General features: G+C 71.2%; 21 protein-coding genes. 15 read left to right on the top strand and 6 right to left on the bottom strand.

Going from position 1 to position 26172, the window contains the following annotated elements:
* The first annotated feature begins 187 nt into the window (after positions 1–187).
* The 4 genes from gadC (at position 188) to ABEA93_RS22430 (ending at position 4727) form a co-directional block, all read left to right on the top strand.
* Positions 188–1672, top strand: a complete 1485-nt coding sequence (gene gadC / locus ABEA93_RS22415; protein WP_425585053.1) for a glutamate/gamma-aminobutyrate antiporter GadC — start codon at positions 188–190, stop codon at positions 1670–1672.
* Positions 1669–2166: a hypothetical protein gene (locus ABEA93_RS22420; RefSeq protein WP_345677473.1), complete on the top strand. Its 498-nt coding sequence runs from the start codon at positions 1669–1671 to the stop codon at positions 2164–2166. Before gadC ends, ABEA93_RS22420 begins: the two co-directional genes overlap by 4 nt.
* A gap of 67 nt (positions 2167–2233) precedes the next feature.
* The gene (locus tag ABEA93_RS22425; RefSeq protein WP_345677474.1) at positions 2234–3616 is read left to right on the top strand and encodes a dipeptidase; all 1383 of its coding nucleotides are present in this window, start codon (positions 2234–2236) and stop codon (positions 3614–3616) included.
* 10 nt (positions 3617–3626) lie between these two features.
* The gene (locus ABEA93_RS22430) at positions 3627–4727 is read left to right on the top strand and encodes a hypothetical protein (protein WP_345677475.1); all 1101 of its coding nucleotides are present in this window, start codon (positions 3627–3629) and stop codon (positions 4725–4727) included.
* Here ABEA93_RS22430 and ABEA93_RS22435 read toward each other — a convergent pair.
* A complete protein-coding gene (locus ABEA93_RS22435) occupies positions 4716–5804 on the bottom strand; it encodes an Lrp/AsnC family transcriptional regulator (RefSeq protein ID WP_345677476.1) in 1089 nt (362 codons plus the stop codon). The genes ABEA93_RS22430 and ABEA93_RS22435 overlap by 12 nt on opposite strands.
* 89 nt (positions 5805–5893) lie before the next feature.
* On the opposite strand from ABEA93_RS22435, the gene ABEA93_RS22440 reads away from it, so the two are divergent.
* On the top strand, positions 5894–7090 hold the full coding sequence (locus ABEA93_RS22440) for a M20 metallopeptidase family protein (RefSeq protein WP_345677477.1): 1197 nt from the start codon (positions 5894–5896) through the stop codon (positions 7088–7090).
* Between the two features lie 39 nt (positions 7091–7129).
* On the opposite strand, the gene ABEA93_RS22445 is transcribed toward ABEA93_RS22440, so the two are convergent.
* Positions 7130–8020 (bottom strand): YhjD/YihY/BrkB family envelope integrity protein, encoded by an 891-nt coding sequence (locus tag ABEA93_RS22445; protein WP_345677478.1) that lies wholly within the window; start codon positions 8018–8020, stop codon positions 7130–7132.
* 192 nt (positions 8021–8212) lie between these two features.
* On the opposite strand from ABEA93_RS22445, the gene ABEA93_RS22450 reads away from it, so the two are divergent.
* Positions 8213–9556, top strand: a complete 1344-nt coding sequence (locus ABEA93_RS22450) for a DUF1254 domain-containing protein (protein ID WP_345677479.1) — start codon at positions 8213–8215, stop codon at positions 9554–9556.
* Positions 9557–9679: 123 nt separating this feature from the next.
* Here the strand turns inward: ABEA93_RS22450 and ABEA93_RS22455 are convergent, their stop codons facing one another.
* Positions 9680–10240, bottom strand: coding sequence for a YceI family protein (locus tag ABEA93_RS22455; RefSeq protein WP_345677480.1), 561 nt, complete (start codon positions 10238–10240; stop codon positions 9680–9682).
* Positions 10241–10468: 228 nt separating this feature from the next.
* On the opposite strand from ABEA93_RS22455, the gene ABEA93_RS22460 reads away from it, so the two are divergent.
* From ABEA93_RS22460 to ABEA93_RS22485, 6 genes are all read left to right on the top strand, one after another.
* Positions 10469–11038: a toxin-antitoxin system HicB family antitoxin gene (locus ABEA93_RS22460; RefSeq protein ID WP_345677481.1), complete on the top strand. Its 570-nt coding sequence runs from the start codon at positions 10469–10471 to the stop codon at positions 11036–11038.
* A gap of 158 nt (positions 11039–11196) precedes the next feature.
* A complete protein-coding gene (locus ABEA93_RS22465) occupies positions 11197–12039 on the top strand; it encodes a DUF4097 family beta strand repeat-containing protein (protein WP_345677482.1) in 843 nt (280 codons plus the stop codon).
* A gap of 141 nt (positions 12040–12180) precedes the next feature.
* Positions 12181–12648 (top strand): helix-turn-helix transcriptional regulator, encoded by a 468-nt coding sequence (locus ABEA93_RS22470; protein WP_345677483.1) that lies wholly within the window; start codon positions 12181–12183, stop codon positions 12646–12648.
* Positions 12649–12658: 10 nt separating this feature from the next.
* Positions 12659–13069, top strand: a complete 411-nt coding sequence (locus ABEA93_RS22475) for a VOC family protein (RefSeq protein ID WP_345677484.1) — start codon at positions 12659–12661, stop codon at positions 13067–13069.
* A 109-nt stretch (positions 13070–13178) separates the two neighbouring features.
* A complete protein-coding gene (locus ABEA93_RS22480; RefSeq protein ID WP_345677485.1) occupies positions 13179–15569 on the top strand; it encodes an ATP-binding cassette domain-containing protein in 2391 nt (796 codons plus the stop codon).
* A gap of 150 nt (positions 15570–15719) precedes the next feature.
* On the top strand, positions 15720–16373 hold the full coding sequence (locus ABEA93_RS22485) for a hypothetical protein (RefSeq protein WP_345677486.1): 654 nt from the start codon (positions 15720–15722) through the stop codon (positions 16371–16373).
* 37 nt (positions 16374–16410) lie between these two features.
* On the opposite strand, the gene ABEA93_RS22490 is transcribed toward ABEA93_RS22485, so the two are convergent.
* Both ABEA93_RS22490 and ABEA93_RS22495 read right to left on the bottom strand, forming a co-directional pair.
* Complete coding sequence (locus tag ABEA93_RS22490) at positions 16411–17034, bottom strand: isochorismatase family protein (RefSeq protein WP_345677487.1); 624 nt, start codon at positions 17032–17034, stop codon at positions 16411–16413.
* 117 nt (positions 17035–17151) lie between these two features.
* Entirely contained in the window at positions 17152–18135 is a 984-nt protein-coding gene (locus ABEA93_RS22495; protein WP_345677488.1) for a GlxA family transcriptional regulator, read from the bottom strand.
* A gap of 551 nt (positions 18136–18686) precedes the next feature.
* Between ABEA93_RS22495 and ABEA93_RS22500 the strand changes: the two genes are divergently transcribed.
* Both ABEA93_RS22500 and ABEA93_RS22505 read left to right on the top strand, forming a co-directional pair.
* Positions 18687–20732: an NAD(+) synthase gene (locus ABEA93_RS22500; RefSeq protein ID WP_345677624.1), complete on the top strand. Its 2046-nt coding sequence runs from the start codon at positions 18687–18689 to the stop codon at positions 20730–20732.
* 141 nt (positions 20733–20873) lie between these two features.
* Positions 20874–21554, top strand: coding sequence for an NAD-dependent epimerase/dehydratase family protein (locus ABEA93_RS22505; protein ID WP_345677489.1), 681 nt, complete (start codon positions 20874–20876; stop codon positions 21552–21554).
* Between the two features lie 394 nt (positions 21555–21948).
* Here ABEA93_RS22505 and ABEA93_RS22510 read toward each other — a convergent pair whose 3' ends face one another.
* Positions 21949–22872: an LLM class flavin-dependent oxidoreductase gene (locus ABEA93_RS22510; RefSeq protein WP_345677625.1), complete on the bottom strand. Its 924-nt coding sequence runs from the start codon at positions 22870–22872 to the stop codon at positions 21949–21951.
* 54 nt (positions 22873–22926) lie between these two features.
* Between ABEA93_RS22510 and ABEA93_RS22515 the strand changes: the two genes are divergently transcribed.
* Positions 22927–26022: a Tn3 family transposase gene (locus tag ABEA93_RS22515; protein WP_345677490.1), complete on the top strand. Its 3096-nt coding sequence runs from the start codon at positions 22927–22929 to the stop codon at positions 26020–26022.
* Positions 26023–26172: the final 150 nt, after the last annotated feature.

Consider the following 26172-nt stretch of genomic DNA (forward strand, 5'->3'; position numbering starts at 1 on the left):
AACCCCACCTATGACACTCATCCCTCCACCCCCTCCACTTGCGTCCTTCCCCACCCTCCCCAATGATGCAACCGTGGATACAAACCGGGCCAAATAGGGCAATATCCGCCTACTTGTTTCGCGGCCGCCCGGCCCGGATCCGGACTCTGCCCCAGTCGTGAAGGCGGAAGGAGCCCTCGTGGCATCAATGGACGCGCCCGCAGGCCGAACAGCGGGCCGCAAGACCGCCGCCCACGCCGGTCCGAAGCTCAACGCCATTTCGTGGCTCGCCCTCGCGCTGATGACCACCAGCTCGGTGGCCTCCCTGCGTGCCGCGCCGACGATGGCCGTCTACGGCCTCGCCTGCGTCTTCCTCTACCTGGTCCCCGCGATCGTGTTCCTGCTGCCGACCTCGCTGGTCTCCGCGGAACTCGCGTCCGGCTGGTCCGGGGGCGTGTACCGGTGGGTCGCCGAAGGGCTGTCGAAGCCGCTCGGGTTCCTCGCCGTGTGGTGCCAGTTCGCGATGACGATCTTCTACTACCCGAGCCTGCTCGCCTACGTGGCCAGCACATTCGCGTACGTCGTCAACCCCGACCTGGCCAGCAGCGGCCTCTATACGGCGATCGTCATCGTCGTCACGTACTGGCTCGGCGTATTCGTGTCCTCGCGCGGCACAAAGACCGTCGCGGGCCTGTCCAGCATGGGCCTGATCATCGGCACGTTGATCCCCGGCCTGATCCTGATCGTCCTCGGCGCCGTGTTCCTCGGCCAGGGCAACCCGTCGGCCGCGCCGATGAATTCGGACCACATCCTGCCGCCGTGGACCGGCCTCGCCAGCCTGGTGCTCATCGTCAACAACTTCCTGAGCTACTCGGGCATGGAGATGAACGCCGTCCACGTCTCCTCGCTGCGCAAGCCCGCCAAGGAGTTCCCGAAGGCGATGTTCCTGGCCACCGGCCTGGTGCTGCTCATCTTCATCCTCCCCGCGCTCGCGATCAGCTGGGTCGTGCCGTCGTCGAGCCTGTCGCTGACCGCGGGCGTGATGCAGGCGTTCGACGCGTTCTTCGCCTACTTCAACGTCACCTGGCTGACCCCGATCCTCGGCCTGATGCTCATCGCCGCGGCCCTCGGCGGCATGCTGACCTGGCTGGCCGGCCCGTCCAAGGGCCTGCTGGCGATCAGCCGCGAAGAGGGCTACCTGCCGCCGTTCTTCCAGCAGCTCAACAAGCACGGCGTGCAGCAGAACATCCTGGTCACCCAGGGCTTCGTCACCACCGGCATCGCGCTGCTGTACGCGTTCATCCCGGACGTGTCCAGCGCCTACTGGATCCTGTCCGTCATCACCACGCAGGTCTACCTCATCGTCTACCTGCTGATGTTCGTCGCCGCGCTCCGGCTGCGCCGCAACAAGCCCGACCACCCGCGCGGCTTCCGCGCCCCGTGGCTGCCGGTGCTGTGCGTCGTCGGCTTCGTCGCGTCGGCCGCCGCCATGATCATCGGGTTCGTGCCGCCGTCCCAGTACGGCTCCGGCAGCCTCATCTCCTACCTCTTCATCGTCGGCGGCGGCCTGGTCATCGTGGGCCTGCTCATCCCGTACCTGTTCCTCAGGTTCCGCAAGCCCAGCTGGAAACGCCCGGACACCGAATGGAAGGCCGGCGTCGGCACCGTCACCGAAGGCGAGGCGCAGGCATGAACACCGGAAGCCCCGAGAAGACCCACCACCACCTCGGCGAAGACGTCGACCACGCGGGCCACGTCGACACCGGCGTCATGAGCCGCCGCTGGATCTACATCGGCGCGGTCGTCATCCTGGTCGGCATCCTCGTCGCCGGACTCGTGTCGTGGAGCAACATCAAGGCCACCAACGAGGCCACGAACAAGGCGAACCAGCTCAAGAACTCGCTGGCCGCCGCCGGCCTCCCGGTCCCGACCACGGACCAGATCGTCCGCGTCCTCGGCACCGACGGCGGCGCCGTCTGCGCGGACCCCGCCACCGCACTGCGCAACGGGATCGACCGGGTCGGCCTCACCAACGGGGCCGCCGGCCCGGGGCAGCGCCCCACCATCGGCGCCCCGGGCGTCGTCAACGCCGAACGCATCGTCCTGCAGACCTACTGCCCCTCCAAGGTCGACGACTTCGAGGACCAGGTCCGCCACCTCAAGTTCGACGACGTCGCCAACTCCTGACGCGGCCTGCGTCGGCCCCCGCACCCCCGCCGCACCGACCGCCCGCACCGGAAGGACCACCCCCCGCATGACCACCGCGCCCGGCAGGCAGGCCCCCACCACCCAGGACCTGGCCCGCCGCATCCACGAGCAGATGGCCCGCACCAAGCAGGACCTCGCCACGCTCGTCGGCTTCAAATCCGTCGCCGACCCGCGCCAGTTCCCGCCGGAAGAGTGCGAGAAGACCGCGCAGTTCGTCGCCGACGCGTTCCGCGAGGTCGGCTTCGCCGACGTCCGCCTCGACCCCACCCCCGACGGCAGCAAAGCCGTCGTCGGCGAACGCCCCGGCCCGCCCGGCGCCCCCACCGTCCTGCTCTACTGCCACTACGACGTCCAGCCGCCGCTCGACGACGCCGCCTGGCACACCCCGCCGTTCGAACTCACCGAGAAGGACGGCCGCTGGTACGGGCGCGGCGCCGCAGACTGCAAGGGCAACATCGCCATGCACCTGACCGCGCTCCGCGCGCTCGGCGACAACATCCCCGTCACGCTGCGCCTGGTCGCGGAAGGCTCCGAGGAACAAGGCACCGCGGGCCTGGACAACTACGTCCCGCAGCACCCCGACGTCCTGCGCGCCGACGCCATCCTGGTCTGCGACACCGGCAACGCCGCCGTCGGCACCCCCACCCTCACCACCACGCTGCGCGGCATCGCGAACGTCGTCGTCCACGTCGAGACGCTGCAGAGCGCCGTGCACTCCGGCATGTTCGGCGGACCCGCACCCGACGCCCTGGGTGCGCTGATCGCGATGCTCGCCTCGCTGCGCAACGCCGACGGCATGACCGCGATCGACGGGCTGGCCAACGACCAGGTGTGGGACGGCGAACCGTACGAAGAAGCCCAGTTCCGGGCGGACGCGGGCGTCCTCGACGGGGTTGGCCTCGTCCCCGGCGGCACCGTGGCCGACCTGGTGTGGGCGCGCCCCGCGGTCACCGTCCTCGGCATCGACTGCCCGCCGGTCGTCGGCTCCTCGGCGTCCGTGCCGCCCAAGGCCAGCGCCCGGATCAGCCTGCGCGTCCCGCCCGGCGTCGACGCCGACGAGGCGCTCGGCAAGCTCACCGACCACCTCAAGGCCCACGCGCCGTGGGGCGTCCGCCTCGCCTTCGAACCCGAGGAATCGGGGCAGCCGTTCAAGGCCGTCATGAGCGGGCCCGCCTACCACGCCCTCCAGGAGGCGCTCGAGGAGGCGTACGGTAAACCCATGACGACCGTCGGCCAGGGCGGCTCGATCCCGCTGTGCACGATCCTGCACCGCGTCTTCCCCGAGGCGGAGATCGCCCTCATGGGGGTGGAAGAACCCAAGTGCCTCATCCACGCCCCCAACGAGAGCGTGGACCCGAGCGAGATCGAGCACATGGCGCTCGCCGAAGCGCTGTTCCTGCTGAAGTACCCGGCGGCGGCAGCCGGCTGACCGGGCCCGTATGACCGATACCCCGACCTCGCAGGAGGGCTGGCTCCCGCCGGCCCTCCTGCGGGCGGTGTGGGCACAGCCGGGACGGCTGGCCGAAGTGATGGCGCTGTTCGCGGTACGCCACCTCGGCGCGGGCGCCGCCGCGTCCGCCCACGCCCGCCTCGAAAGCCGCGACGGCCGCACCGACGCCGAACTCGACGACGACGCCGTCCGCCACGGCACCCTGGTCACCGTCACCGAAGGCGCCTTCGTCGGCGGCCCGTTCCTGGCCTTCATCCCGGTCGCGTTCTGCGCCGCGCTGCTCGGCCAGGCCCGCATGGTCCTCGAAATCGCCGCCCTCCACGGCCGCGACACCCGCAGCGACGCCCGCGCCGCCGACCTCCTGGTCCTGCAAGGCGCCTACCCCGACACCCTGCGAGCCGGCGCCGCCCTGGCCGCGGTCCGCGCCCAGGCCACGGCCACGCCCGACGCGGTGGCGGGGGAGGAGCCCGGGGAGGAACCGGCCGCGCAGGCCGCACGACCGACGGACCAACCGCCGGGGGAACCCGAGGACGCCGGGGAAAGCGGAGAGGCGGGAGACGCCGCCGAACCCGGAGAGGCCGCCAAGCCCGCCAAACCCCGCCTCACCGAGCGCTTCGGCGCCCTCATGCGGATGGCCGCCGTCCTCGGCCTGATCACCCCCGAACCGGGCCCCCGCGGCCGTCTGCGCCGCATCCTCAGCTGGGTCTACGTGGCCGTGCTGATCGTCGTCGGCTTCGCCGTCCCGCTCGTGTGGATCCCCGCCATGGGCTACGGCTACGAACGCGCCACGCCCGCCCTCGGCCGCCGTGCCGTCGCCTACTACACCGGCGCGGCCCCCGACGCCGGCGACAGCGCTCCCCTCGTCGTCGGCCGCGGCTTCGACCCCATCGGCGTCGTCACCTTCATCCGCACCCTCGCCGCCGCCGCCGTCCCGCTCGCCGCGGTCGGCTTCGTCGTCCTGGCCGACATCCGCATCGGCGACAGCAACCTTGCCGCCGCCGGCGTCGCCATCGTCGTGGCCACGCAAGTCGCGGCCGCCGCATGGGTCGTCTACCGCCTCCGCAAGCGCCACCGCACATCAGGGCGCTGACGGAGGCCCGTCTTCCCCTTCCCACAGCTTCATCGGCACATACCCCACGCACCGGCCGTCCGCCGCCAGGATCCGGCCGATGCGCTTGGCGGAGTCCAGGACGACCGTGCGGTCGAGCACTTCCACGCGGGGATAGCGGCGGATCAAGTCGGCTTCGAACGCGGGGAGGTCGCCGAGGGAGCGCAGCCACATGGCGGCGTAGAGGTTGGCCGGGCCGGTGACGGCGGCGGACATGCGGACGTCGGCGTGGGCGGCCAGCCGGCGGCCCACCTCGTCGAGGTCGGGTGGCGGGACGCGCAGCCACCACAGGGCGGTGACCGGCCAGCCGGACAGCGTGTGCGCCACCTCGCAGCGCAACCGGGCGTGGCCGGAGCCGATCAGCCAGGCGACGCGGCGCGCGGCGGTGGCGGGGCTGACACCGACGTTGCGGGCCAGGGCGTTGACCGGGGCGCGGGCGTCGCGGCCCAGAGCGAGAACGAGGGCGCGGTCCACGGCGGTGACGCGGCGGTCGCGCGGGGTCTCGTCGGAGGCGGTGCCCAGGGTGCGTTGCTGTCCGGCGTCCAGCGCACGCAGGCGCCACGCCGCGCCTTCCTGGTAGAGCCGGGTGACCAGGTGGGGGCGGACCGAGACGACGCCGGGGACGTGCGACAGGCGCTGCTGCATGTAGGCCGACAGCGCTGCCGCGTCAGGGGCGCCGACGGTGAGGAGCAGGTCCCGGCCGTCCGACACGTGTTCGACGCTGACGGCCTGCGCGTCTCGCGTGAGGGTGTCGCGTACCGCGGCCAAGGCGCCGCGTTCGACCGCCAGTTCGACCAGGGCCAGGCAGCCCGGGCCTCCGGCACCGCGTCCCGGGCCCGCGTAGCACGTCACCCACGCGCGCCCCGACGCGGACAACCGGCGCCAACGCCGCGCCAACGTGACCGCGTCCACGCCGAGGACCGGCGCCAGCCCCGACCACGGCGCGCGCGGCGCGACCTGCAACGCGTGCACGAGCGCCAAGTCCAGCTCGTCCAACGGCTCCGCAGCCGCGGCGGCCCGTCCCGTTCCGACGGACGAATCGACGGAATCCTGCGCCACGCACCCCTCCCTTGCGGACATCCGGCATCCGGAGCGCCATCCCACACCCTGGCGCCACCCTGGCGGAAGCCCACGAGAGGAATCCCACGATGACCGTCCTCGACGACGCCCGCGCCCTGCACGGCGACCTCGTCCGCATGCGCCGCGACCTGCACGCCCGACCGGAGATCGGCCTGGACCTGCCGTACACGCAAGAGCGCGTCCTCGCCGGGCTCGACGGCCTTCCCCTCGACATCGCCACCGGCCGCGCCCTCAGCTCGGTCACCGCCGTCCTGCGCGGCGCCCTCCCCGGCCCGACGGTGCTGCTCCGCGGCGACATGGACGCCCTCCCGGTCACCGAACGCTCCGGCGTCTCCTACGCGAGCACCGAACCCGGACGCATGCACGCCTGCGGCCACGACCTGCACACCACCATGCTCACCGGCGCCGCCCAGCTCCTCGCCGCCCGCCGCGACAGCCTCGCCGGGAACGTCGTCTTCATGTTCCAGCCCGGCGAGGAAGGCCCCGGCGGCGCCGGCCTGATGATCGAGGAAGGCGTCCTGGACGCGAGCGGCGAACGCGCCGTCGCCGCCTACGCCCTGCACGTGACCTCGGCGATGATCCCCGCCGGCCTGTTCACCGCCCGCGCCGGCACCGCCATGGCCGCCGCCGACAGCGTCACGGTCACCGTCCGCGGCGCGGGCGGCCACGGCTCGATGCCGCACCGCGCGAAAGACCCCGTCCCCGCGGCCTGCGAAATGGTCCTCGCCCTGCAGACGATGGTCACCCGGCGCTTCGACATCCACGACCCGGTCGTGGTGACCGTCGGCAGCTTCCACGCCGGAACCGCCGAGAACGTCATCCCCGCCGAAGCCGTCTTCGCCGCCACCCTGCGCTCCTTCACCCGCGAATCGCACGCCCGCATCAAGGACGAGGTCGCCCAGACCCTGCGCGGTATAGCGGCCGCCCACGGCCTCGCCGTCGACGTCGAATTCGACGGCACCGCCTACCCGGTCACCGTCAACGACACCGGCGCCGTCGACCACGTCGCCGCCACCATCCGCGAGGTCCTCGGCGAGGAACGCTTCTTCCCCCAGCCGCGCCCCGGCGCCGGCGCCGAGGACTTCTCCCTCGTCCTCGAAGGCGTCCCCGGCGCCATGGTCATGCTCGGCGCCTGCCCGCCCGAACGCGACCTCGCCAAGGCGCCCGCGAACCACGCCCCCGAAGCCGCCTTCGACGACGCCGTCCTCGCCGACGGCGCCGCCGTCTACGCGGAACTCGCGCTGCGCCGCCTCGCCGCAGGCTGACGGCTCCGGGCCGCCCCCCTCCCGGCCGGGTGAGGCGGCCTACGCCGCCTCGCCCACCCCGCGGCGCGGAGTCCGGTGCCACCCGTCGGCGTCCGGCACCCCGCGCACCCACGTACCGACCCGGCCGGCGGACTGCGCCACCACCGCGCCCAGCACCGTCGCCGCAATCACCACCGCGAACAGCGCGACCAGCCACGACTCGATCGAGAAGGCGACGCCGATCGTGCCGTAGCGGCGCTCGTTCGTGGCCAGCAGATGCGGCACGTACCGCGCGGACAGCTGCCCGAACACGACCGTCCCGGCCATCGTGAACACCGCCGTCGGCACCAGCGCCCGCCACCGCACACGGCCGGACAGCAGCACGAACGGGGTCCACCACCACAGCGCCACCGACCCGGCCACCACCAGCAGCGTCCGCAGCACGCCCAGCGCCGCACCGCCGTGCGTCACCTTCACGGTGAGCCCGATGACGACGAAGTAGACGACGATCCCCACGATCCACGCCAGCGGCCGCCACGCACTGCGCAGCCCGCCCGGCGTCAGCACCCACGCCCGCTCGTACACGCGCTGCAGCGCGCGGCTGAAGCTCGTCGCGCTGAGCAGCACGAGCAGGCAGCCGACGACGGTGAGCCCCGCCTCGGACGTCGCCGCCGTGAGGTCCTGCACGTTGGTCCTGGTCTCGCCGCGCAGCCCCAGCCGCGAGCGCATCCAGTCGAGCATGCCGTCGCCGACCGCGGTGGGCGCGGCCGACGCGAGAACGATCACCAGCGGCATGAGCGCCAGGAACGCCTGGGCGGCGAGGGCCATCATGCGGTCGGTGATCTGGATGTCGAGGGCGCGTCCCACGCAGCGTCCCGGGAACGTCGTCCGCCACACCTTGCGCCAGGTGCGGATGCGCGCGCGTACTCCGGCAGTTGCCGCGTCTGCCACCGGGCAGCCTCCCCACGTGTCGGCGCGGCCGCGATGCCCTCCGCGGAACGCGCCGTGCCGAGGCCCACCGCGCGGGACGGCGGGCGATGGGTGAGTGGTTCCCCCGGTTGCCGGGCGATCGAAACGTGCATTTAGTGGCAATACGACTTATCAGGTGCAGATCCGTGCACGGTTTCCGAAAGGACGGTCGGCATGCCCGCAGCCTCCGACGACCTCGCCCGACTCGCCGCCGAGGCGTACATCTACGGCTACCCCCTCGTCTTCGACACCGCCATGGTGGAGCGCTGCACGACCGACGGCTTCGGCTCCATCCCCGCCGCACCCCCCAACACCTTCGGCCACGCCACCGAGCCGGCCACCCCCCGCGACGACTTCGTGTCCATCAACAACGACACGCTCTACTCGATCGCCCAGCTCGACCTCAGCGGCGGCCCGCTGCTCCTCCACGTCCCCGACACCGCGGACGCCTACTACGTCCTGCAGTTCGTCGACCTGTGGACCAACAACTTCGCGTACGTCGGACGCCGCGCCACCGGAACCGCCGCGAGCACCTACCTGATCACCCCGCCGCACTGGATCGGCAGCGTCCCCGACGCCACCCCCGTCATCAACGCGCCCACCACCCGGGTCGGCATCGTCGGCCGGTTCGCCTGCGACGGCCCCGACGACGCCGCCCGCGTCGCCGGCCTGCAAAAACAGCTCACCCTCAGCCCCCTCGGCGCCGCCGGCACCCTTGCCGGACTGCCCGTGCCCGACCGCGAAGTCCGCGAAGACCTGCGGTTCTGGGAGCAACTGCGGGTCCTCATGGCCGCGTTCCCGCCCGCCGACCCCGACCGCGCCTACCAGCGCCGCTTCGCCCCGCTCGGACTGCTCCACTCGGGCGAGTCGCCCTACCGCGACACCCCCGACGGGCTCGCCGACGCCCTGCGCGCGGGCATGGCCGCCGGCAAAGCCCGGGTCGAGGCTTACGGGAAGGATCCCGGGTCCGACCCGAGCGGGTCGCGCTGGATCATGTCGATGCACGCCTTCGACTACAACCTCGACCACCTCGGCCTCGGCACCGTCGACAGTCCCCAGTGGAAGATCGCCGACCGCACCGACTCCTACCTCGACCGGGCCTCGGCCGCCCGCATGGGCTTGTGGGGCAACCACGCCTACGAGGCGCTCTACGCCCAGACGTTCGTCGACGCGAACGGCGACACCCTGGACGGGAGCCGCGCCTACACGCTCACCTTCGGCGAACCGCCGCCGGTCGAAGCGTTCTGGTCGGTGACGATGTACAACGTCCCCGACTACTACCTGGTCGACAACGCCATCAACCGCTACTCCATCGGCGACCGCACCGAAGGCCTGGTGTACGGCGACGACGGGTCGCTCACCCTCCACCTCCAGCACGGCAAGCCGATCGAAGGCGAAGAGGCCAACTGGCTGCCCACGCCCTCGGGGGCGTTCCGTCCGATGATCCGGCTCTACCAGCCGGGCGCGGCGCTCCTCGACGGGAAGTACCGGCTGCCCGACATCGTGCCGACGCCGTAGCCGGCGCCGTAGCCGGCGGCGGGGCGGAGCGTCGGACGGGCCCGGAACCGGTCTTCGGAGAAGTCTCGGAAACGGCGAGGCCCCCCGCACCCGCGGGGGGCCTCGCCGTGTCGTGGGCCCGGGCTACGGGTTCTTCACCGCGGAGACCTCGAACTCGAGCGTCACCTTGTCGCTGACCAGGACGCCGCCGGTCTCCAGCGTCGCGTTCCACGTCATGCCGTAGTCCTTGCGGCTGACGACCTGCGTGCCCTCGAAGCCGACCCGCAGGTTGCCGTACGGGTCGCGGGCCGCGCCCGTGTACTCGAAGTCCAGGCTGATCGGACGCGCAACGCCCTTGATCGTCAGGTTGCCGGTGAGCCGGTACGTCGACGGGGACAGCTGCTCGGCGCCGGTCGACACGAACTCCAGCGTCGGAAAGTTCGGCGCGTCCAGGAAGTCGTTCGTGCGCAGGTGCCCGTCGCGCTGGTCGTTGCGGGTGTCGATGCTGTCCGCCCGGATGGAGACGTGCGCCGACGACTTGCCCGGGTTGTCGCCGTCCAGGGTGATCGTGCCCGTGAACTCGTTGAACGCCCCGCGCACCTTCGTGATCATCGCGTGGCGCGCAAAGAACCCGATCCGCGAGTGCGTCGGGTCGATCGTGTACGTGCCGGTCAGCTCGGACAGGGGGATCACGCTGTCGGTCATGTGCAAGCTCCGTAGGTGGTTCGGGGCGGGGTGCCGGACGAGACGGTTCCGCGGTGCCTCGGGGACGGCGCGGGCGTGCCGGAGCGCGCGCCCGTATCGGTACGAGCCTGTGCCCGCAACCGGGGCCCGGCAACCCGAGGGAGTGTGGCGCCGGTATGACGCCACCCGATTGCATTAATGGCGCCATAATCCCTTGCGTGGCGCCATCGATGACGCCATGATGGCGTCATGGACCTTTCGCCCTACGTCGAGAACCTCCGCATCGAGCTCGTCGTGGCCGCCGACGCCGGCGGCGACGAAGCCCGTGCGCTGGCCGAACGGCTCACCTCGCCGCTTGAGGCGGCCGCCCGCCTCACCCTGCTCAGCGCCTTGTCCGACGCCGCCGACGAGATCACCCGCGAACTCGCCCCCGGCTCCGTCGACCTCCGCCTGCGCGGACTCAACCCCGAATTCGTCGTCAACCCGGGCGTCGCCGTGGAATACGACGGCCCCCTGACCGGCCATACCGGCCCCGCCGGCCGTCCCGCCGCGGCCCCCGACCAGGCCGCGGCACCGGCCCACGGGCTGCCCGCGCCAGAGCCGGACGACGACGGCGGCACCGCCCGCATCAACTTCCGCGTCCCCGCGGCCCTCAAGAGCCGCATCGACGAAGCCGCCGCCGGGGAAGGCCTGTCCGTCAACGCATGGCTCGTCCGTGCCGCCAACGCCGCCCTGGCGCCGGCCGAACCGGCCCGCCAGGCCACCCCGCAGCGCTCCCGGCGCTACGGCGCCGACCACTTCACCGGCTGGGTCCGCTGACCCCGCCCCGACCGCACGCCACTTGGCGCCACCTGACACCAATTGGCGTCAAAGATGGCGCCACGCATGGCGCCACCGCCCGCACGTTCGCGGCCGACGCCGCACGCCTTGCCCGACCCGGCAGCACCGCTGCCGCCGACCCTGAGGACGACACCGCCATGGCCAGCTTCGACACCCCCGAACCGATCTCCGTCGCCGCCGACTTCGACGCCGGCACCCTCCGCCTCGTCGCCCACGACGGCCGCGCCACCACCACCGTCGAGGTCCGACCCGCCAACCCGGCCCGCGAGGTCGACGTCAAGGCCGCCGAACAGACCACCGTCGACTTCGCGCACGGCACCCTCACCGTCAAATGCCCCAAGCAGCGCCGCTCCTTCCGGCGCAGCGGCGTCGTCGAGGTGACCATCGACCTGCCCGCCGGGTCCCGCGTCGTCGGGAACACCAGCATGGGCGACCTGATCGCCGACGGAACCCTCGGCGACGTGCGGTTCAAGACCAGCATGGGCGACGTCCGCGTCGACCGGACCGGCGCGCTGCACGCGGAATCGTCGTACGGCGCCATCAGCGCCGAACACGTCGCCGGCGAGGCGTTCGCCAGCACCGGGACCGGCACCGTGGACCTCGCCGCGGTCGACGGCCACGCGGTCGTCAAGAACGCCAACGGCGCCACCCGCCTCGGCCATGTGCGCGGCGAACTGCGGGCCAAGGCATCCAACGGCGAGATCGTCGTCGACCGGGCCGACAGCAGCGTCGTCGCGAAGAGTTCCAACGGCGACGTGCGGATCGGCGACGTCGGCCACGGCAGCGCCGTCCTCGAGACCGCACGCGGCGACATCGAGATCGGCATCCGCAAGGGCACCGCCGCCTGGCTCGACGTCGGCTCGCACTTCGGCACCGTGCACAACATGCTGTCCGCCTCCGACCCCGCCGCCAACGGCGACGCCACCGTCGAGGTCCGCGCCGGGACCGCGCTGGGGGACATCACGATCCGACGCGCCTGACCCCGCAGCGGACCCCGGACCGGCCCACGACCGACTCCCGGTCGGACCTCGCCGGCACCCCGACGGACCTCCGGCGCCGCCGAGGCGCGCCGCACCCCGCGGCGGCCGCCGGACGTCGGCGCGGCATGGCAGCATCGGGCCGTGACCAGCAAGCCCGACAGCCCCGGTGGCGCCGACAACCGGGAGCACCTGCGCGAACTGGCCCGGCTGCGCCGGGTGCGCGACCGGATCGACCGCGAGTTCGCCCGGCCGCTCGACGTCGAAGCGCTCGCCCGCGGCGTGCACATGTCGGCCGGGCATCTGAGCCGGCAGTTCCGCCGCGCCTACGGCGAACCGCCGTACCGCTACCTGATGACCCGGCGCATCGAACGCGCCATGGCACTGCTGCGCCGCGGCGACCTGAGCGTCACCGACGTGTGCTTCGCGGTCGGGTTCTCGTCGCTGGGCACCTTCAGCACCCGGTTCACCGAACTCGTCGGTGTCCCGCCGAGCAACTACCAGCGTCGGGAAGCCGACAAATCCGGCAACGAGGAGATGCCGTACTGCGTCACCAAACACGCCACACGACCCATCAGGAATCGAGAAGCAGACCGCACGCAGCGCACCTAGGCTCGTCCGCATGGACGTGACGATCAACGCGAGTTTCCTGCCGCACGACGACCCCGAGGCCTCGCTGGCCTTCTACCGGGACGCCCTCGGGTTCGAGGTCCGCAAGGACGTCGGCCAGGGCGCGATGCGGTGGATCACGGTCGGCCCCGCCGACCAGCCCGGCATGTCCATCGTCCTGGCCCCGCCCGCCGTCGACCCGGGAATCACCGACGACGAACGGCGGACCGTCACGGAGATGATGGCCAAAGGCACCTTCGCGATGATCCTCATGGCGACCGCGGACGTCGACGGCGCGTTCGCCCGGCTGGAGGCCGCCGACGTGGAGATCGTCCAGGAACCGACCGACCAGCCGTACGGCGTCCGCGACTGCGCGGTGCGCGACCCCGCGGGCAACCTGGTCCGCATCCAGCAGCAGAGCTGAAAACCGGCATCAGGGCCGAACCGGGCCGCAAGGCCGGACTCGGGCCGTGCCGGACCGGGACCATGCCGGACCGAGCCGCGAGGACCGCAGACGCGGTCGGGGAGAGACGATGAGCACCGCGAGCAGGAAGAAGACGGCCGCTTCCCAGCCGGAGGCCGCCGACCGGCACGATCTGATCCGCGTGCACGGCGCGCGGGTCAACAACCTCAAGGACGTCAGCGTCGAGCTGCCGAAGCGGCGGCTGACCGTGTTCACGGGAGTGTCGGGGTCGGGCAAGAGTTCGCTGGTGTTCGACACCATCGCGGCGGAGTCGCGGCGGCTGATCAACGAGACCTACAGCGCGTTCGTCCAGGGCTTCATGCCGACGCTCGCGCGGCCCGAGGTCGACGTCCTCGAAGGACTGACCACCGCGATCATCGTCGACCAGCAGCGCCTGGGCGCCGACCCGCGGTCCACCGTCGGCACCGCGACCGACGCGCACGCGATGCTGCGGATCCTCTTCAGCCGGCTCGGAGACCCGCACATCGGGCCGCCCAGCGCGTTCTCCTTCAACGTGCCGTCGGTCCGGGCCAGCGGCGCGATCACCGTCGAACGCGGCGAGAAGTCCAAGGCCGTCAAGAAGTCCTTCTCGCGGGCCGGCGGCATGTGCCCGCGCTGTGAAGGCATGGGTTCGGTGACGGACATCGACCTCACCCAGCTGTACGACGCCGCCAAGTCCCTCGACGAAGGCGCCCTGACGGTGCCCGGCTACAAGGCGGGCGGCTGGAACTACCGGCTCTACAGCGAGTCCGGGTTCTACCCGGCGGACAAGCCGATCGGGAAGTTCACCAAGCGGGAACTCCACGACTTCCTGCACCACGAGCCGACCCGCATGAAGATCGCGGGCATCAACATGACCTACGAAGGCCTGATCCCGCGGATCCAGAAGTCGATGCTCGCCAAGGACAAGGAGGCGATGCAGCCGCACATCCGCGAGTTCGTCGACCGCGCGGTCACCTTCACCGCCTGCCCCGACTGCGGCGGCACCCGGCTCGCCGAGCCCGCCCGCACGTCCCGGATCGACGGCGTCAGTATCGCCGACGCCTGCGCGATGCAGATCAGCGACCTCGCCGCCTGGGTCCGCGGCGTCGACGACCCGTCCGTCGCGCCCCTGCTCGCGGCGCTCGGGCACAACCTCGACTCGTTCGTCGAGATCGGGCTCGGCTACCTCTCCCTCGACCGGCCCTCCGGAACCCTGTCCGGCGGCGAGTCGCAGCGCGTCAAGATGATCCGGCAGCTCGGCTCGTCGCTGACCGACGTCACCTACGTCTTCGACGAGCCGACGATCGGCCTGCACCCGCACGACATCCAGCGCATGAACGAACTGCTGCTCCAACTGCGGGACAAGGGCAACACCGTCCTCGTCGTCGAACACAAGCCCGAACTCATCGCCATCGCCGACCACGTCGTCGACCTCGGCCCCGGCGCGGGCGCCGGCGGCGGCACGGTGTGCTTCGAAGGCACCGTCGCCGACCTGCGCCGCTCCGACACCGTCACCGGCCGCCACCTCGACGACCGCGCCAAGGTCAAGGACAAGGTCCGCACACCGACCGGCACGCTGGAGATCCGCGGCGCCGACACCCACAACCTGCGGAACGTCGACGTCGACATCCCCCTCGGCGTGCTCGTCGTGGTCACCGGCGTCGCCGGATCGGGCAAGTCCTCGCTCGTGCACGGGTCGATCCCGGCCGGCGCGGGAGTCGTGTCGATCGACCAGAGCGGCATCCGTGGATCCCGGCGCAGTAACCCGGCGACCTACACCGGCCTGCTGGAACCGATCCGGAAGGCGTTCGCGAAAGCCAACGGGGTCAAGCCCGCATTGTTCAGCGCGAACTCCGAAGGCGCCTGCCCGAACTGCAACGGCCTCGGCGTCGTCTACACCGACCTGGCGATGATGGCCGGCGTCGCGACACCGTGCGAGGAATGCGAAGGGAAGGGCTTCGAGGCGTCGGTGCTGCAGTACCGGCTCGGCGGGCGCGACATCAGCGAAGTCCTGGCGATGCCGGTCACCGAAGCCGAGGAGTTCTTCGGCGCCGGTGACGCACGCACCCCCGCCGCACACACCATCCTCGGCCGGCTCGCCGACGTCGGACTCGGCTACCTGACGATCGGCCAGCCGCTCACCACCCTGTCCGGCGGCGAACGCCAACGCCTCAAGCTCGCCACCCACATGGCCGACAAGGGCGGCGTGTACGTTCTCGACGAGCCCACCGCGGGCCTGCACCTGGCCGACGTCGAACAACTCCTCGGCCTGCTCGACGGCCTCGTCGACTCCGGCAAGTCGGTGATCGTCGTCGAACACCACCAAGCGGTGATGGCGCACGCCGACTGGATCATCGACCTCGGCCCCGGCGCCGGCCACGACGGCGGGTGCGTGGTGTTCGAAGGAACCCCGGAAGACCTGGTCGCCGGCCGGGCGACGGTGACGGGACGGCACTTGGCGGAGTACGTGGGGGCGTGACGCTGCTGCTCGTCCGAATCCGCGGCCGCGCAGGCGCGGGCGGTTCCGCCGGTTGACCCTGCGGAACCGCCCCCGCCGCGCGGGTGCGGTCGTGTCCCCTTCGCGTAATCCCGGTGCGCCGGGCCGCGACCGGCGATTACCGTGCCGGCCGTGATGGATCACCCGAACGAGTTGTTCGCCTACAGCCTGGTCACCCGACTCCTGGACTCGGCCGTGTGGGCGCACAACCCGACGCTGCCTCGGCTGGAAGACGAACTCCGGCGGTTCGTGCGCGTCATGCACAGCTCGCGGTCGCACCTGGCGTTGAACCTGCTGATGACCACCGCTTCGCTGCTCGACCTCCTCGCCGACGAGACCGCCACTCCGGTGTTCGCCACGCGCCCGGCCGAGTACCGCGCGAAGCTGGCGCGGGCGGCCGGTGACGAGCCGGTCGCGGACTTCCTCCACGCCCTCGCCGCGCTGCTGCGCGAGCACAGGTACGACGTGCCGACGCTCGCCGAGCTGCCGATGTCGCAGCGGGAGGCGCTGCTGCGGTTCGACTTGACCGCGTCGTACACCTCGTCGCTGCGCGACGGCGTCATGGGTGGCACGGTCGAAGAAGCGTGCGACGAGCTTGTCGCGATGAACCATCCCGACTGCGAGGAACTCGCCGAACTCGGCGGCGAACTCCAGCGCGTCCTGCTGATGTTCCCGAGCGCGGACCGGCTCGCGGCGGCGTTTGCCGCGAGCATCCCCGCACTGCGGCGGGACGACGTCGAACTGCTGCTCGACGCCGTCCGCGCGCATTTCGTGCGGTGGCACTGATCCCTGGCGTTCCTGGCCCGCGTGAGGCGTCCCGGCGTCAGCGCCCGGTGAGCGCCTCCGTGGTCGGGGCCACCACGCCGAACAGGTCGCCGATCGTCGTCAGTGCGGCAGCGTGCAGGGCCGCGGCCGACACGACGGAACCGTCGGGGGCGGTGAGCGGACGGGTGGCGCACGCTTCCGCGACGACCGTCGGACGATAGCCGTGCTGGAACGCGCCCTGCGCGGTGAAGGCGACGCACATGTGGGTCATGAACCCGGCGAGCACGAGTTCGGTGCCCGCGCCGAGGTCGCGGAGCGTCTTCTCCAGGTCGGTCTCGTGGAAGGCGTTGGGGACCTGCTTGACCACGACCGGCTCGCCGTCGACCGGGGCGACCCGGTCGTGGATGGCACCGATCTCGGCACGGATGTCGTACGGGGTATCCGTGCCACCGTCGTTGACGACGTGGACGACCGGTATGCCCGCCGCACGGGCGGCCTCGAGGAGCCGCGCCCCGGCGTCGAGCGCCGCTTCGGCGCCCTCGAGGGCCATCACGCCGGTGGTGTAGGTGTTCTGGAAATCGATCATCACAAGGGCGGCGTCGGCGAGGCGGGGGAGGGCGTTGTCGAGGCCGATGACGGTGCGGAGGGTGGGGGAGGGGGTGGTGGCTGCGGGGGTGCTCATGGCGGATTTCCTTGTCATTTGTGTTGGTTTCGCCCGGTTTTCGGGCAGGGGGCACCGCCTGACCGGCCGGTGTCGTGGTCGGACCGCGCGGTAGAGGGGTTGGTCGTCCGCCGGTCGTCAGCCGGTGACGCGGAAGCGTCGCCGGTAGGCCGCCGGCGTGGTGCCGATCTGCTTGCGCAGCGCCCGGTGGAGGGTCTCCACCGAGCCGAGCCCGCAGGCGGCGGCGATGTGGTCGAGGGGCTGGTCGGTGTTCTCCAGCAGGCGGCGGGCGGCTTCCACCCGGACGGCTTCGACGTACGCGCCCGGTGTGGTGCCGGTCTCCTGGCGGAAGACGCGGGCGAAGTGGCGTTCGCTCAAGCACATCCGGGCCGCGAGTGCGGGTGTGGACAGGTCGTCTTCGGGATGGTCGGCGATGTGCATGCGCAGGTCGTCGATGTCGCGGCGCGACGAGGCTGGGCGGCTCAGCGGGACGGAGAACTGGCTTTGCCCGCCTTGCCGCCTGAGGTACATCACGAGGTGGCGGGCCACCGCGAGCGCGACGTCCTCGCCCAGGTCGTCGGCGACCAAGGCGAGGGCGAGGTCCATGCAGGCGCTGATGCCCGCGCCCGTCCACACGTTCCCGGAGCGGACGAAAATCGGATCCGGGTCCACGACGACCGCCGGATGGTCGGCGGCGAGCTGCGCGGCGGTGGACCAGTGGGTGGTGGCGGTCCGTCCGTCCAGCAACCCCGCCGCGGCGAGCAGGTGCGCGCCCACGCACACCGACGCCACCCGGCGGGCCTGCGGCGCGACGGTCTTGACCCAGGCCACGACGTCCTCGTCGATGCGGGCGACGGGGCCGTCGGGGAGGACGTCGACCGCGCCGGGCACCAGCAGGGTGTCGACGGCGCCGTCGACGTCGGCGAACGCCGTGTCGGCGAGGAGGCGGACCCCGGCCGACGTGGTGACGACGCCGGACGCGGGGCCCGCGAGTTCGACGCGGTAGCCGGCCCGGCCGCCGGTCTCCCGGTTGGCCAGCGCGAAGACCTCCGCGGGGCCGGTGACATCGAGGAGGTCGACGTCCGGGAAGACCGCGATGACGATACGGCGGGTCGTGGACATGCCCCCATCGTTCCTGCTGCGCGGGTCTGTCAGCAATGACGGCGTTCTGTCATATGAAGACATGAGCTGAATCGAATAAATGATCGAATCGCAAGACAATCGATCAATAACGGGCCCTTGCTGCTCTGTCTTCCTCACTACCAAAGAGGACCCGCGCCTGGGCGCGGGGGCCGCGGCTCGGTCATGGGTGGGGGAAGGGCTTGGGGTGTTGAGGAGGTGGTCGGGCTTGTGTGCGGCGGCTCTTGGGGTGGGGAGCCGACAGGAGGTGGACGAGGGCGGACAGCCCCGCGGTCCGGGGTGCTGGGCAGATGGTGGATCTTGTGCGCCGCGGTGTGCGGGAGCCTGTACCGGAGGTGGGCGGGGGCGTGGGTGTCGACATGCCCGGGGGTGATCCGTCCGCGCTGCCTGCCGGGGCACCCCCGCCCGCCACCCGGGGTGAACCGTCCCCGCCGCGGGAACCCGTCCCGTACCCGGGAGCCGGTCGCGCCGTTCCGGGCGCGGGCGGGCAAGCTAGGGACCGAACTGTGTCCGTTCCACTTGGGGAAGTCGCGTTGAACTTCTGGTCGATCTATCAGCAGGGTTTTGCGCGTGTCGCGGCGTGCACCGGTCACACCGTGATCGCGGATGCGCGGGCCAACGCCGAGGCGGTGCTGCGCCAGGCGCGGCGCTGTGCGGAGGAGGGCGTCGCGGTCGCGGTGTTCCCCGAGCTGGGGCTGTCCGGCTACTCGGTCGAGGATCTGCTGCTGCAGGACGCGCTGCTCGACGATGTCGAGGAGGCGCTGTCCGCGGTGGTGGCCGGGTCGGTGGATCTGCTGCCGGTGCTGATCGTGGGTGCGCCGCTGCGGCACCGGAACCGGGTGTTCAACTGCGCGGTGGCGGTGCATCGCGGGCGGGTGCTGGGGGTGGCGCCGAAGTCGTATCCGCCGAACTATCGGGAGTTCTACGAGCGGCGGCAGATCGCGTCGGGTGAGGACGAGCGGGGCGGTTCGATCCGGGTTCTCGGGGAGCCGGTGCCGTTCGGCGTGGATCTGCTGTTCGAGGCGGTCGACGTTCCCGGCCTGGTGGTGCACGCGGAGATTTGCGAGGACATGTGGGTGCCGGTGCCGCCGAGTACGGAGGCGGCGTTGGCGGGTGCGACGGTGCTGGCGAACCTGTCCGGGAGTCCGATCACGGTGGGGCGGGCGGAGGACCGGCGGTTGCTGTGCCGGGCGGCGTCGGTGCGGTGTCTGGCGGCGTACGTGTATGCGGCGGCGGGGTTGGGGGAGTCGACGACGGATCTGTCCTGGGACGGGCAGACGATGATCTACGAGAACGGTGCGCTGCTGGCGGAGACCGAGCGTTTCCCGGTGGCGGACCGGTATGCGGTGGCCGATGTGGATCTGGATCTGCTGCGGCAGGAGCGGCAGCGGATGGGCACGTTCGACGAGAACCGGCGTGCGCATGCGGCGCGGACGAGGGATTTCCGGCGGGTGGAGTTCCGGTTGGATCCGCCGGCGGTGGATCTGGGGCTGCGGCGGCGGGTGGAGCGTTTTCCGTTCGTGCCGGCGGATGCGGAGCGGCTCGCGTTGGACTGCTACGAGGCGTACAACATCCAGGTCGCGGGGTTGCAGCAGCGGTTGGCGTCGATCGGCGGGCCGAAGGTCGTGATCGGGGTGTCGGGCGGTCTCGATTCGACGCATGCGCTGATCGTGGCGGCGCGGGCGATGGACCGGGCGGGGCGGCCGCGGAGCGACATCCTGGGGTGGACGTTGCCGGGGTTTGCGACGGGTGAGCACACGAAGGGCAATGCGCACGCGTTGATGGCGGCGTTGGGGGTGACGGCGGCGGAGTTGGACATCACGCCGACGGCGCGGCTGATGCTGGAGGAGATGGGGCATCCGTTCGCGTCGGGTGAGCCGGTGTACGACGTGACGTTCGAGAACGTGCAGGCGGGTTTGCGGACGGACTATCTGTTCCGGTTGGCGAACCAGCGGGGCGGGATCGTGTTGGGCACGGGTGACTTGTCGGAGTTGGCGTTGGGCTGGTGCACCTATGGGGTGGGTGACCAGATGAGCCACTACAACGTGAATTCGGGTGTGCCGAAGACGTTGATCCAGCACCTGATCCGGTGGGTGATGGGGAACGGCGAGTTCGACGCGGAGACGGCGCGGGTGCTGGGGGCGATCCTGGACACCGAGATCAGTCCGGAGCTGGTGCCGGGGGAGGAGTTGCAGTCGACGGAGTCGAAGATCGGCCCGTATGCGCTGCACGATTTCACGTTGTTCCATGTGCTGCGGCACGGGTTCCGGCCGTCGAAGATCGCGTTCTTGGCGTGGCATGCGTGGCATGACGCGGGGGCGGGGGCGTGGCCTCCGGGGTTCCCGGTGGAGAAGCGGGTGGCGTACGACTTGGCGGAGATCCGGAGTTGGCTGGAGGTGTTCTGCCGCCGGTTCTTCGCGTTCTCGCAGTTCAAGCGGTCGGCGATGCCGAACGGTCCGAAGGTGTCGGCGGGTGGTTCGTTGTCGCCGCGGGGTGATTGGCGGGCGCCGTCGGACGGCACGGCGCAGGCGTGGCTGCGGGATTTGGCGCGGGTCGACGGGGCGGTGGAGGCCGGGTAACTGGCCGGGCGAGGTGATGGGCCCGGGGGTGCGGTCGTCTGCTGTCCCCGGGCCGTTTCCAAGACCGCCGCGGCGCCACCCCGCGGCGCTCACAGGCCTGCCGACCCACGCTCGGCCGGCCCCGTCACAGAACGGAGCACTGTGCGCATCATCGTTTTCGGCGCCACCGGCATGGTCGGCCAGGGGGTCCTGGACGCCTGTCTGCGCGACGACGTGGTCACCGGCGTCCTGGTCGTCGGGCGCACCCCGACCGGCCGCAGCCATCCCAAGCTCCGCGAGGTCCGCCACGGGGACTTCGCCGACTTCACCGCGGTCCGGGAGCAATTCGCCGGATACGACGGCTGCTTCTACTGCCTGGGCACCTCGGCCCTCGGCATGAGCGAGGCCGACTACCGTTTGGTCTCCTACGACTTCCCCTTGGCTGCCGCCCGCGCGCTGTTGGCCGCGAGCCCGGATGCCGCGTTCTGCTATGTGTCGGGCACCGGCACCGATCCCACCGGCAAGAGCCGCATGATGTGGGCGCGGGTGAAGGGCGAGACCGAGAATGCGCTGCTCGAACTGAGCCCACGGGCCCGTATGTTCCGCCCCGGCCTCATCACGCCGCTGCCCGGCACGACGGCGAAGACCAAGGTGTACACGCTGCTCTACCGGGCCCTGACGCCGCTGGCTCCGGTGCTGCGCCGTATTGCCCCGCGCCACATCACGAGCAGCACGGACATCGGGCGAGCGATGATCCAGACCCTCCGCGCCGGAGCACCCCACCGGACGCTGAGCAGCGCGGACATCAACGCCATGGCCGCGGTTTCGCCGGGGGCAGGGTGAACGGGGGCTCGGGATGATCTTGTGTTTCCGTGCCTGGTCCGGGGGTTGTCGCCAGTAACCCGTTAACCCGTGCGGGTGTTCGTCCTGTCGGCAGGGGCTGCCGCGATGCGCCCATGGATGGGGATGATCTCCGTCGCCTCGTTTGCGACGACGCGGTTCCGCTCCGTGTGCCGGTGCCTGTCGATTGGCCGGCGGTCGAGCGGTGGCTGGGGGGGTGACGGTGCCTGCGGACTACCGGCGGTTGGCCGATATGTGGGGGCATGTTCCGTGTCGTGCGGAGCGGTTCGACTACGGGGCATGGCTGCGTGAGGTGCATGCGCGGTGCCGGCGGACGGTTCGCCGCGGTGATGACGCGGGCGGTCTGCCGGAGGGCGGGCTGCCGGTGTGGGGCCGGTCAGGCGCCGTTCTCGCGGACAGGGGTGACAATCTCGTCCACAAGCCAGCGGGCGGCCTTGTTCGGATAGGGGCGGGGCAGCGCGAGTACGACGTGTCGGATGCCGGCGGCGGCGAGTGCGCGGACGTGGGCGCGGGTGGTGGCGGGGTCGGCGTAGTCGACGATGATCTGCGCGGAGCGGGTGATCTCGGCCGGGTCGCGGCCGATTGCCGCGCAGTGTGCGTCCAGGGCGCGGGCGCGTTCGGCGATCCAGTCGGTGCCGTTGTGGGGCGGGCCGGGGACGTTCCAGATGTCGGCGTGCTCGGCGATGATGCGCAGGGTGCGGTCGCCCCAGCCGCCGAGCAGCAGTGGCGGGCCGCCGGGCCGGACCGGGCCGGGGCCGTTGCGGGTGCCGCGCAGGGTGGTGAAGAGGCCGTCGTGGTCGAAGACCTCCTCGGTCCACATGCGGCGCAGGATGGTGATCGTCTCGGTGAGGCGGGCCAGGCCCTCGCCGGGACGTGGGAGCGGGAGGCCGTAGGCGGCGTGCTCGGCGACGGCCGGGTTGGGTCCGTCGGGCTGTCGGGTGCCGCCGACGCCCAGGCCCATGATCAGGCGCCCTTGGGAGATCACGTCCACGGTGGTGGCGATCTTTCCGAGGTGGGCGGGGGCGCGCAGCATGTTGCTGGTGACGAGCAGGCCGAGGCGGAGCCGCGTGGTGCGGGCGGCCAGCGCGGCCAGCAGCGTCCAGCCCTCCAGGACGGGGCCATCGGGCGGCCCGGCCAGTGGCATCAGGTGGTCCCACAGCCAGGCGTCGTCGAGTTCGGGCAGTTCGTCGGCCTCCTCCCAGACGCGGAGGATGTCGTTGTAGGGGTGGCACCCGAATACGCCGGAAAGGGGCCGTGAGGCGGCGGAGTTGCTGGTCGGGGGCGGTGTCGGGTGATGGATGCGTGGTGATTAGGCTGATCGGGTCTTGTCGTGTCGTGTTGCTTCGGGGTGTCGGTGACGTCGATCGACCGCACCGCGTACCCGCGGTTCGAGCGGATGTCGGTGCGGGATGTCGTCGAGGTGTTCACCCCGACGGCTGAAGAGGTCGCGTGGGCGCGGGAGAAGACGACCACAGATGCGCATCTGCTGGCGTTGGCAGCGTGGTTGAAGTCGTACCAGTACCTGGGCTACTTCCCGAAGCTGGACCAGGTCCCCGCGTCGGCACTGGCCGGCCTGTGTGGGGCGCTCGGGCTTCCCGAGAATGTGCCGTGCGAGGTGGACGCGGACCGGACGGCCAAGCGGCACCGGGAGTTCATACGCAGGAAACTGGGTGTGGTCTACGACCAGGCCGGGTCGCGGAGGATCGCCGAGGAAGCGATCCGGACGACGGCGCAGTCGAAGGACAACCCGGCGGACCTGATCAACGTGGCGCTGGAGCAGCTGATCCGCAAGCGGCGGGAGCTACCGGGGTTCTCGACGCTGGACGACATGGCGGCGGCGATCCGCACCGAGGTCAACAAGGGCGTGTTCGCGACGGTCGCGGCGCGGATCCCGGCGGATGCGCGGGCGAGGCTGCTGCGGTTGCTGGTCGTCGATCCGGCGGTGCGCCGCAGTCGGTTCGACCGGCTGAAGGATCCGGCGAAGGCCGCGACGATCGGCAAGCTCAAGGCCCGGTTACGGCATCTGGCGGATTTGGACGGGATCGGTCCGACCGAGGTGTGGCTTTCCGGGGTGCCGATGGGGAAGGTCGGGCATTTCGCCGGCGAGGCGAGGCTGACGGACGCCAACGACATGGGCAAGGTGGGCGAGGCCAAGCGGCTGGTGCTGCTGGCCGCGATGGTCCACACGCTGCGGATCAGCGCGCGGGACGAGGTGTGCGACATGTTCTGCAAGCGCATCGCGGTCATCCACCGCAAGGGCCGCGAACGGCTGGAGGAACTGCGAGAGGCACACCGGGCCGAATCCGAGCGCCTGTTGGAGGTATTCGGCGAGGTGCTGGCCGCAGCCCGGGAGGCCACCGCCGGGGCGGAGCCGGTTGCCCGCCTCGACGCTCGGGGCGACTCGGCGTCCGGCGACGATGTCGACGTTGCCGGGCGGGAGGCCGCCCGGCGGACCGGTGAGCTGGTCTGGAAGGCCCTGGAGTCCGGCGGCGGTGTGCAGGCGTTGACGGACGCGCACGAGGCGGTGGCGGCGCACCACGGGAACAACTACCTGCCGCTGGTGGAGCAGTTCTACAAGTCGCACCGGTCGGTGCTGTTCACGCTGGTGGACGCGTTGGAGTTGCAGGCGACGTCGGCGGAGCGGGCGGTGGTGGACGCGGTGGCGTTCATCCGGGCGAACCGGGACCGGCGCGGGGAGTGGATCGAGGAGTCCACGGTGCACGTGCGCGGCGGCGAGGAGGTGGTCGTCGCGGTGGATGTGGACGCGTTCGCGTCGGAGATGTGGCGCAAGACGCTGCGGGACAAGCGCCGGCCGGGGGTGCTGGCGCGCCGGCATCTGGAGGTGTGCGTGTTCTCCCATCTGGCCGCGGAGTTGCGCAGCGGGGACGTCGCGGTGGTCGGGTCGGACTCGTACGCGAACCTGTACGACCAACTGATGGGATGGGAGGAGTGCGCGCCGTACGTCGCGGAGTTCTGCGACCAGGCCGGTATCCCGACCGACGCCACCGCGTTGGTGGCGCACTACCGCTTGCTGCTGACCCGAACCGCGCGCGAGGTGGACGCGGGGTATCCGGCGAACACCGACCTACGTCTTGAGGGCGGTCGGCCGGTGCTGGCGCGCCGGAAGGGTGCGGAGCGACGGCCGTCCGCGTTGGCGTTGGAGTCTCGGATTCTGGAGCGGCTGCCGGAGCGGTCGCTGCTGGACATCCTGGCGCGCAGCGCGTACCTGACGGGTTGGACCCGGCATTTCGGGCCGCCGTCGGGTTCGGATCCGAAGATCCGTGATGCGATGGGGCGGTATGTGGTGACCGCTTTTGCGTACGGCGGGAATCTGGGGCCGACGGAGGTCGCGCGGCACATGCGCGGGGTCAGCGCGCACGAGATCTCCACGGCGGGGAACAAGCACGCCGACCCGAACAAGATCCACCGGGCGTCGGCGGACGTGATCGACGCGTTCGCGAAGCTGGACGTGGCCTCGATGTGGGGCAACGGGCGCACCGCGGCGGCCGACGGCTCCCAGCTCGACACCTGGGAGGACAACCTCCTCGCGGAGTCGCACATCCGCTACGGCGGGTTCGGCGGGATCGCGTACCGGCTGATCTCCGACACCTACGTCGCGTTGTTCTCCCGGTTCATCCCCTGCGGGGTGTGGGAAGCGGTCTACCTGCTGGACCTGCTGCTGTCCAACGACTCGGCGATCCGGCCCGATTCCGTCCATGCCGACACGCAAGGCCAGTCGCTGCCGGTCTTCGGACTGGCGGCCGTGATGGGGTTCGACCTGCTGCCGCGCATCCGCAACTGGCACGACCTGACCTTCCACCGTCCTGGCCCGACGACCCGCTACAAGCACATCGACTCGCTGTTCGGCGACCACACGATCGACTGGGCGCTGATCGAGAAGCACTGGCCTGACCTGCTGCGCACCGGGATCTCGATCCGGGAGGGCCGGTTGTCGTCGGTGACGCTGCTGCGCCGGCTGGGCAACCAATCCAAGCGCAACCGCATCTACAAGGCGCTGCGGGAACTCGGGCGTGTGGTGCGGACGGTGACGCTGCTTCGGTACCTGTCGGAACCGCAGCTTCGCGAGCACATCACTGCGGTGACCAACCGCACAGAGGCGTTCCACAACTACGCCACCTGGTTGATGATCGGCGGCCGGCTCATCGGTCACAACGACCCCGACTACCAAGAGCGGGTGGTCAAGTTCAACGAGCTGATCGCCAACGCGGCGATCTACTCGACCGCGCTGGACATCACCGACGCCGCGAACGCGCTGGCCGCCGAGGGCCACCCGGTCGACACCGACGACCTCGCGACCATCACCCCCTACATCACGCGCACGATCCGCCGCTTCGGCGACTGGGTCCTGGACCTCGCCCCGCCCGAAGCAAACCCGGCCACCAGACTCGACCTGCAACCGGAGGTACTGTTCCCCGCCACCGTCGCCTGACTTGCCCTGGGGGAACACGGTCTTGGTGTCGTCCCAGATCCCACACTGGCCCGAGCGTACGGCGGACCTGCCGGTCGGGGAACCGGGGCGTACACCGCATCGCCGAAACGGCCGGCACTGGCTGTCGTCGAGCAGGTCCCCCGCGCACCA

The sequence above is a fragment of the Yinghuangia aomiensis genome, assembly GCF_039542225.1.
Taxonomy (GTDB): Bacteria; Actinomycetota; Actinomycetes; order Streptomycetales; family Streptomycetaceae; genus Yinghuangia; species Yinghuangia aomiensis.